This window comes from Burkholderia sp. Ac-20379, from assembly GCF_017104645.1.
Classification (GTDB): Bacteria; Pseudomonadota; Gammaproteobacteria; order Burkholderiales; family Burkholderiaceae; genus Burkholderia.
Window position 1 is genome coordinate 1 of the sequence record NZ_JAAGPF010000405.1, and the last position, 5,825, is coordinate 5,825.

At 67.9% G+C, this 5,825-nt stretch carries 7 protein-coding genes; 6 read left to right on the forward strand and 1 reads right to left on the reverse strand.

Annotation, left to right across the window (positions count from 1 at the left end; genetic code table 11):
• Positions 1 to 658: hypothetical protein (locus tag G3N92_RS30025; protein WP_206131190.1), on the forward strand; the 658-nt coding region annotated here is incomplete at its 5' end.
• Between the two features lie 3 nt (positions 659 to 661).
• On the opposite strand, the gene G3N92_RS30030 is transcribed toward G3N92_RS30025, so the two are convergent.
• On the reverse strand, positions 662 to 964 hold the full coding sequence (locus G3N92_RS30030) for a YkgJ family cysteine cluster protein (RefSeq protein WP_206131191.1): 303 nt from the start codon (positions 962 to 964) through the stop codon (positions 662 to 664).
• A 129-nt stretch (positions 965 to 1,093) separates the two neighbouring features.
• On the opposite strand from G3N92_RS30030, the gene hemN reads away from it, so the two are divergent.
• The 5 genes from hemN to urtA all read left to right on the forward strand — a co-directional run.
• On the forward strand, positions 1,094 to 2,482 hold the full coding sequence (gene hemN, locus G3N92_RS30035) for an oxygen-independent coproporphyrinogen III oxidase (protein ID WP_206131192.1): 1,389 nt from the start codon (positions 1,094 to 1,096) through the stop codon (positions 2,480 to 2,482).
• A 78-nt stretch (positions 2,483 to 2,560) separates the two neighbouring features.
• Positions 2,561 to 2,818 (forward strand): hypothetical protein, encoded by a 258-nt coding sequence (locus tag G3N92_RS30040; RefSeq protein ID WP_206131193.1) that lies wholly within the window; start codon positions 2,561 to 2,563, stop codon positions 2,816 to 2,818.
• A 110-nt stretch (positions 2,819 to 2,928) separates the two neighbouring features.
• On the forward strand, positions 2,929 to 3,582 hold the full coding sequence (locus G3N92_RS30045; RefSeq protein WP_206131194.1) for a protein-L-isoaspartate O-methyltransferase: 654 nt from the start codon (positions 2,929 to 2,931) through the stop codon (positions 3,580 to 3,582).
• Between the two features lie 49 nt (positions 3,583 to 3,631).
• Positions 3,632 to 3,955, forward strand: coding sequence for a rhodanese-like domain-containing protein (locus G3N92_RS30050; RefSeq protein WP_206131195.1), 324 nt, complete (start codon positions 3,632 to 3,634; stop codon positions 3,953 to 3,955).
• Between the two features lie 451 nt (positions 3,956 to 4,406).
• Positions 4,407 to 5,825 (forward strand): urea ABC transporter substrate-binding protein (urtA, locus tag G3N92_RS30055; RefSeq protein ID WP_241015108.1); only part of this gene is annotated, 1,419 nt, incomplete at its 3' end.

Genomic DNA, 5,825 nt, shown 5'->3' on the forward strand with positions numbered 1-5,825 from the left:
GCTCGACGCGGCGCCCGCACGGCGCGACAATCGCCACGCCGGCACCTGCGGACCGGCCGCGCGGCCCGCCTCGCGCGGCGCCACTGGAGGGGACATGACTTATGAGGAAGCGTCGGAACTCGTGCCCTTCACCGCGGAGATCGAAGCCGCGCTCGTCGAACTGGCGTTGAGCCGCGCGCCTGTCCGGCTGGCCAAGCTGGCGAGCGCCGCAACGGAGGACGAACGCTTCGACCGCCTGCCGCGCGCGGCAGCCGCCGCGTTCCATCTGGGGTTGTATGCGGAAGCGCGGGCGCACGCCGGAGAAAGCCTCGCGCTCGCGCCGCGCCATCTGGCCGCCTGGAACCACGGCAACGCGATCCATCTCGGCAATACGGTGCTCGGCCTGCTCGCGCTGCGCGACGGCCCGCACCGGCACAACGATGCGGTAACCGCGCTGCTGGCGTCGGCCGACACGCCCGGCTCGCCGCAACTCGTCAGCTTCGGCCCGACGATGCAGCTGGCCAAGGCGCTGCTGCGCGAAGGCCAGGCGATTCCCGTGCTCGACTATCTGATGCGCTGCCGCCGCTTTTGGCCGGCCGGCGCGGTCTGGATCGAGATCTGGGAGCGCAAGATCGGCGCGGGCCAGGTGCCCAACTTCTTCGAGCACGCGTTGATGTAGCGCTCAGCGCGGCGCCGTGAGCACCTCGAGCTGCGTGAGCCATGCCATCGCCTCGTGGCGGCTCGCGCCGCACATCTCGGCCGACGGCTGCAGGCCCGAACAGCACGCGGGCCGCTCGGGCTGCCCGAAGATCCGGCAATTGAGCGCCGCGTCCAACTGGATGCACGGCGTGCCGGCCGGCTTGCCGTTCGGCATGCCCGGAATCGCGCTCGTGATCGATGGCGCGGTGCAGCACGCGCCGCATCCCGCGCGGCACGCATGCGCGGCGGTGTCGCCGTCCGGCCCTGATTGTGCTGCCGCTTCCACGTTCCCCGCCTTCCCTGCCGATGCAAACCGGCATTGTGCCATCGCAAACTTAGAGGACATCCACATATCTCGTTATTGCCGGCAGCGACTAGACTGAACCGCGTCGCTCGCTGCCTGTCGGTTTACCTCATGACGTCCTGTTCCTCCGCCCCCTTGTTCCGTCCCGATTTGCTCGCGAAATATGCGGCGAACGGCCCGCGCTATACGTCGTACCCCACCGCGCTGCAGTTCGACGAACGCTTCGATGCGGCCCACTACACGCGCGCCGCGGCCGATCCGGGCGCCGCGAACGCGCTGTCGCTGTACGTTCACATCCCGTTCTGCGCCACCGCCTGTTTCTATTGCGGCTGCAACCGCATCGCCACGCGCAATCACGCGCACGCCCGGCCCTACCTCGACCGGCTCAAGCAGGAACTGGCGCTGCAGGCGGCCCGCTTCGATCCGTCGCGCACCATCACGCAACTGCACTGGGGCGGCGGCACGCCCACCTTCCTGTCCGAGCCCGAAATCGCCGAGCTGATGGCCGCCACCCGCGCGCACTTCGCGATCGCGCCCGATCACGAAGCCGAAATCTCGATCGAGATCGACCCGCGCACGGCCACGCCGGCCACGCTCGCGCACCTGCGCATGCAGGGCTTCAACCGCCTGAGCCTCGGCGTGCAGGATGTGGACGCCGAGGTGCAGCGCGCCGTGAACCGCGTGCAGCCGATCGAACAAACCGCCAGCCTGATCGCGGCGGCGCGGCTGGTCGGCTATCGCTCGGTCAGCGTCGATCTGATCTACGGGCTGCCGAAGCAGACGGTGGCGAGCTTCGCCCGGACGCTCGACACCGTGATCGAACTCGCGCCGGACCGCATCTCGGTGTTCGGCTACGCGCACCTGCCGAACCTGTTCAAGATGCAGCGCCGCATCGACGACGCCGCGCTGCCCACGCCGGCCGCGCGCATCGCGCTGCTGGGCCTCGCGATCGAGACGCTGACGCACGCGGGCTACGTCTATATCGGCATGGATCACTTCGCGCGGCCCACCGACGAGCTGGTCGCGGCCCAGCGCAACGGCACGCTGCAACGCAATTTCCAGGGTTACAGCACGTGCGCCGATACCGATCTGATCGGCATCGGCATGTCGTCGATCGGCAAGGTCGGCGACGTCTACGTGCAGAACGAGAAGGACATCGCCGCCTGGAGCGCCGCGATCGACGCGGGCCGGCTGCCGATCGCGCGCGGCGTCCGGCTCACCGTGGACGACCGCCTGCGGCGCGACGTGATCATGCGGCTGATGTGCCATCTCGCGCTGCCGTTCGCCGAGCTGGAAGCCGCCTACGGCATCCGCTTCGCCGAGCGCTTCGCGCCCGAGCTGGCGCGGCTGCGCGATTTCGAGCGCGACGGCCTGCTGTCGATCGAGCCGGGCCGCCTGACGATCCATCCGGCAGGGCGGCTGTTCGTGCGCAACATCGCGATGTGCTTCGACGCCTACCTGTCCGGCGTGGCCGCGAGCCGCTGCTCGAAAACCGTCTGACCGCCCGCCCGCGCCGGCCGGCGGGCGGCCCCCATCTGCGCTACAGTGGCGGTTTTCGCCGATCCCCGCCCCGCCACGATGCGCACGACCAAAGCGACCCTCGCGGTCGAACGCCTGAAAACCCGCACGGGCAACGCGCGCTACGCCGCCGTCAGCCTGCCCGGCGACCTGTTCTATCTGACCGACCGCGCCAGCGGCACGGCCGAGAAGCTGTGCGGGCCGCTGCCGCTCGACGAGTTCGTCAAGTTCGTCAACGGCGTGGCCCCGCCCGCGCCGCGCAAGGCCAGCAAGCTCGACGAGGCGTTCGAGGAAAAGATCCGCAACGCCAAGCGCTGAACCGGCGCCACGGCAAGCCGCGAGCGCGTTCCGGCGCTCGAATCGCGCCTCGTTTGGTACAATCGCCCGGTTAATTTCCCCGCTGACGGCCGCCCCGCGGCATGACCACCATGAATATCGAAAATGCGCGCTTCAACATGATCGAACAGCAGATCCGGCCGTGGGACGTGCTGGATACTGAGGTTCTGAGCCTGCTGTCGGTCGTCAAGCGCGAGCATTACGTGCAGGGCGTCTATCGCGATCTGGCGTTCGCCGATCTCGAACTGCCGCTGCCCGGCGGCCAGAAGATGCTGGCGCCGCGCGTCGAGGCCCGCATCCTGCAGGAGCTGGCCGTCAAGAAGCACGAAACCGTCCTCGAAATCGGCGCGGGCTCGGGCTACATGGCCGCGCTGCTGGCCCATCGCGGCCAGCACGTGGTCACGGTCGACATCGCGCCGGAGCTCGTGCAGTTCGCCACCGACAACCTGCGCGACAACGGCGTGACCAACGCCGAAGTGCTGCTGGCCGACGCCGCGCGCGGCCTGCCCGATAAAGCCCCGTACGACGTGATCTGCGTGTCGGGCGGCCTGCCCGTCGTGCCGCAGGAGCTGCTCGAACAACTGAAGGTGGGCGGCCGGCTCGCCGCGTTCGTCGGCTCGCGCCCGGTCATGAAGGCGCAGATCATCACGCGCATCGACGACAAGCAGTTCCGCGTCGCCGACGTGTTCGAAACCTACGTCGATCATCTCGTCAACGCGATGGAGCCGTCGCGCTTCAAGTTCTGATCGCGCCGCACGCGTTCCCCTCACGCCTCACCCCGATATCGTCATGCCGATGCAAATCCTGACCGCTCCCGCGCTGGCCCAATGGCTCGGCGACGCATCCCGCCCCGCGCCCGTCGTGCTCGACGTGCGCGAACCGTGGGAAATCGCCACCGCCAGCATCGCGGGCGCCGTGTCGATCCCGATGCAGCAGATCCCTGCCCGCAGCGAGGAGCTCGACGACGAAGCCGAGATCGTCTGCGTCTGCCATCACGGTATGCGCAGCGCGCAGGTCGCGATGTTCCTCGAATCGCGCGGCTTCACGAAGCTCTACAACCTGCAAGGCGGCATCGACGCGTGGTCGCGCGATGTCGATCCGTCGGTGCCGCGCTACTGATTCGCGCCTCGCACTCCCCCGCCTTCTCGCGACGCCGCAGCCCTTCAAGCTGCGGCGTCGTGCTTTGCGGCGTCGAACCGTCGATGCCGCATGCACCGATCTGCGGCCCGCTGCGCCGCACCACCGCGGCCGACGCCGCTCGCGTTCCCCGCCCTTGACCCGCCCACGTGCCGCCACGGCGCATCGCGGTGCGCGCCATGCGTCTCGAGCGTGCAGCACGATGACCCGGTTTCGTGCACCGCACCGCGATGCACCACGAACGGCTGCGCGCCTGCACCGCGACGGACCACCCGCGCCACGCGCCGCCGCGCCGCCAGCGCATCCGCCCGGCGTCCCGCGCGCGCCGAGCCGCGCCGCACAAGGATTTCGCGGCCCCTGGCACATGCCTTGCGTTATCCGCTCCCGGGGCGCCGCACCGGCGCACGCAAGCCAACACGTCAAGGGGAACTCGATGAAGCGTCGCAGTCTGTTGAAGATCGGATCGATGGCGGGTGCACTTTCGCTGGCAGGACGCCTGCCGCTGGCCAACGCGGACGAGAAAGGGCCGATCAAGGTCGGTATCCTGCATTCGCTTTCGGGCACGATGGCGATCTCCGAGACGTCGCTGAAGGACACCGCGCTGATGACCATCGCGGAGATCAACAAGTCGGGCGGCGTGATGGGCCGCCAACTGCAGCCGGTGGTGGTCGATCCGGCCTCGAACTGGCCGCTGTTCGCCGAAAAGGCGCGCGGGCTGCTGACGCAGGACAAGGTCGCCGTCACGTTCGGCTGCTGGACCTCGGTGTCGCGCAAGTCGGTGCTGCCGGTGTTCGAGGAACTGAACGGCCTGCTGTTCTACCCGGTGCAGTACGAAGGCGAGGAAATGTCGCGCAATGTGTTCTACACGGGCGCGGCGCCGAACCAGCAGGCGATCCCCGCCACCGAATACCTGATGAGCGCCGAAGGCGGCGCCGCCAAGCGCTTCTTCCTGCTCGGCACCGACTACGTGTACCCGCGCACGACCAACAAGATCCTGCGCGCGTTCCTGAAATCGAAGGGCGTGCAGGACGCCGACATTCAGGAGGTCTACACGCCGTTCGGCCACAGCGACTATCAGACCATCGTCTCGAACATCCGCACCTTCTCGCAAGGCGGCAAGACCTGCGTGATCTCGACCATCAACGGCGATTCGAACGTGCCGTTCTACAAGGAACTCGGCAACCAGGGCCTCAAGGCCACCGACGTGCCGGTGGTGGCGTTCTCGGTGGGCGAGGAAGAACTGCGCGGCATCGACACCAAGCCGCTGGTCGGCAACCTGGCCGCGTGGAACTACTTCATGTCGCTGCGCAATCCCGAGAACGCGAAGTTCAAGGCGATGTTCGCGGACTGGGTCAAGAAGAACAACCTGCCGGGCGGCGCCAAGCGCGTGACGAACGATCCGATGGAAGCGACGTTCGTCGGCATCCACATGTGGAAGCAGGCGGTCGAGAAGGCCAAGAGCACGGACGTGGACAAGGTGCGCGTGGCGATGATCGGCCAGAAGTTCAACGCGCCGTCGGGCTTCGTGCTCGAGATGGACGGCAATCACCACCTGCACAAGCCGGTGATGATCGGCGAGATCCGCGCGGACGGCCAGTTCAACGTCGTGTGGCGCACCAAGACGACGGTGCGCGCGCAACCGTGGAGCCCGTACATTCCGGGCAACGCGGGCAAGCCCGACGTGGTCAGCTCGATCGGCGATTTCCTGCGCCGCCGCCGCGCCGATCGGAAGAGCGTCGTGGAGGGAAAGAGGGTTGGTGGCAGTGGAGATCGTGGTGGTCCGCGTATCAATAAAAAAGAAAGACTATTGGCTCTATACGTCTCAGCCCGACGCAGCGTAGGAGCTCTGACA